The sequence below is a fragment of the Mycobacterium sp. genome (genome assembly GCF_052144515.1).
GTDB lineage: Bacteria > Actinomycetota > Actinomycetes > Mycobacteriales > Mycobacteriaceae > Mycobacterium.
On record NZ_JBKQQD010000121.1, the window covers coordinates 1 to 2,962 of the forward strand.

The window sequence follows — 2,962 nt, forward strand, 5'->3', positions numbered from 1 at the left end:
AGCAGCCGCGAACGCACGATCACCGCCGCGTACTGGGCCCGGCTCACGGCGACGTTGAGCCTATTCCGGTTGAACAGGAACGATATTCCGCGCGGCACGTCTTCGATCGAGGAGGCCGTCATCGAAATGAACACGACCGGCGCCTGCGCGCCCTGGAACTTGTCGACGGTCCCGACCCGGACCCCGCCGAGCCCGGCGGCATCCAACCGGTCACGCACCAGCGCCACCTGGGCGTTGTAGGGGGCGAGCACCAGCACGTCGGAGGCGGCCAGCGGCCGGGTACCGCGCTCGTCGGTCCACGGGGCGCCGAGCAGCCGCGTGATCTCGGCGGCGATCGCGTCGGCCTCCGGGGGGCTCTCGGTCGAGTTGCCTTGGTGGGCAACGGGAAGCACCCGCAGGCCGGGCTGGTATCCGGCGAGGTGACGCCCGGTGGTGCAGTCGTCGGAATGCAGTCTGCCCTCGTAGGACAGCGCGGAAACGGCGGCGCAGACCGCCGGATGCATCCGGTACGAGCGGTCCAGGAAGTAGCCGCGTTCCTCCGGGAGCGTGCGCTGCCCGTGCACCAGCCAGTCCAGCGCCGAGGTGTCGACCGGCTCCGGGTGGGTGCCCTGGCTGACCTGCGGCAGCTGCTGTGGGTCGCCGAGCAGCATCAGGTTCGCGGCGGCCGGGGCCACGGCGATGGTGTTGGCCAGGCAGAACTGGCCCGCCTCGTCGATCACCAGCAGATCCAGGCTGCCGCGCGGAACCCGGCCGGCGTTGGCGAAATCCCATGCGGTACCGCCGATCACGCATCCCGGCGTGTCGGCGATGAAGGCGGCGTAGCCGTCGCTGTCGATCTGACGCCACGGCCTGGTGGCGTTGTCGTGGGGCTTCTTGGCGACCCGTTGCGGATCAAGTCCGGTGTCCACCACACAGCCCAGCAGGTTCTCCACCGTGGCGTGCGATTGCGCGACAACCCCGACGCGCCAGCCGTGTTCGGTGACCAGGCGGTTGATCACCCGGGCCGCGGTGTGCGTCTTGCCGGTGCCCGGGGGCCCATGCACGGCAAGATACGAGGAGTCCAGATCCAGTGTGGCGGCGGTGATGTCGGCGACCGTGTCTGCGCCGCGAGGTAACGGATTGCCGCTGCGGGTACGGGGCGCGCGGCGCAACAGGACGTCGATCACCGCGGTGCGGGGCAGTCGTGGCAGCCCGGCGGCCACGGCGGCGGCGGTCGCTTCGATCGACTCGCGTAACGCTGTCGTCTTAACGGGGGCCCCAGGGGTGAGTGCGAACGGCAGCTGGTCAAAAGTGGTGCCGTCGTCGCCGGTCCGCTCGAGGATGACCACTTCGGTGGGCAGCGCCGCGTCGTCGGCCTCGACGAGTTCGGCGCGGCCGGCCGCACGCCGGTCCGGGCTGTCGGTCATGCCGGGCGGGGCCGGCGGGTCGTAGAGCGCGAAGACGTTCGTCTTGAGGTCGCCGCCCGCCAGCTCGCCGCGCAGAAGTACCCGCCGCTGCGGCTTACGGGCGCGGGGAGGCGTGTGCCAGTCGACCGTGACCGACGCCTCTTCTGCGATGAACACGTCGGTGTCATCGGCCCACTCGTCGACGGGGAAGTTCAGCCGGTCGAAATGCGCCCACCAGAACGGTTTGTCCTCGCGCCGGTGGTAGCCGCGCGCCGCGGCAAGCAACGCTACCGCCGTCTGCTCGGGCGTGCGTTCGCCGACGGTGGCGTCGCCGGTGAACTTGGACAACGTCGTCCCGAGCTGGTCGTGGTCGTCGACGGTGTTGCCCTGCGGAACCGGTTGGGCGCCAACGGGTACCACCCCCGACTCGTAGGCCCGCAGCAGCAGCCAGTTGCGCAGCTCGCGCGTCGACCGGCAGTCGTAGTGGTTGTAGTCCTCGATCTCCTTGAGCACGGATGCGGCCTCGTCGAGGCGGCCGGCGGCCCGCAGTTCGCAATAGCGGGCGTAGGCGGTGATCGAGCCGGCGGCGGTGGTGACGTCACCGGCGCGCAGCGGCTCGCCCATGTAGAGCGGCTCGAGCGCCTTGAGGCTGAACGACTCGGCACCCACGCAAATGCTCTTGCGCGCCAACGGATAAAGGTCTACCAGCGTCCCGCTGCGCAGCAGCTCGTCGACCTCGTCCTCGCCGACTCCGTAGCGTCCGGCGAGCCGCAGCAGAGCCGTCTTCTCGTACGGCGCGTAGTGGTAGATGTGCATGTTGGGGCGACGCTTGCGGCGCTTGGCCACCATCGCCAGGAAGTCGGCGAGCGCCGTGCGTTCGTCCACGCGGTCGTGGGCCCACAACGGGTGGAAACCCCCCGTGGCGTCCAGCACGCCGAACAGGTATTCCAGGCCCCAGTCGCGGCCGTCGGTGGTCCACAGCGGGTCGCCCTCGAAGTCGAAGAACAGGTCACCGGGGTCGGGCTCGGGGAGCAGCGCCAGCGGCTGCGCATCGACAACCTCGAATTGCGGGACGCCGGTATCGCGTTGCCGCACTTGCAGTCTGGCCTGCGCGGTCAGCTTGCCGAGCGCGTTGGACGCCAGTCCGGGCACCGGCCCCGTACGTTCGGCGAGCCCGGCCACCGTGGTGACCCCGGCGTCCAGGAGCTTCTCGCGCTGGGTCACTCGCATGCCGGCGACGAGCAGCAGGTCGTCGGTCGCGCGCAGCTGCTCAGTGCACAACTCACACCGAAAACATGCGCTCACCCCCTCGTCGTCCCAGCGCACGGCGGTGCCCCCGGCGTAGTGCTCGTCGAGCAGTCGCCGCAGCCGCGCCCGCTGGGTGCGGTAGCCCGGGACCCGGTCGCACACGCGATAGCGCACGGCGGTCCCATCGCCGAGCTGCAGCTCGGCCTCCGCTGCGACGGGGATACCCGAGGCGGCCAGCGCGTCGGCGTAGGCGGCCAGCTGCAGCAACGCGGTGACCTTGGGTGAGCGCGCGAGTTTCGTGTCAACGACTCGATATTGCTCATGGTCTC

Annotated in this window: 1 protein-coding gene; it reads right to left on the reverse strand. The window is 70.3% G+C overall.

Features of this window, described 5'->3' with window-relative positions; translation table 11 throughout:
• The coding region (locus ACLP9N_RS07445; RefSeq protein WP_442406784.1) for a TM0106 family RecB-like putative nuclease at nt 1-2,962 on the reverse strand (2,962 nt) is incomplete at both ends.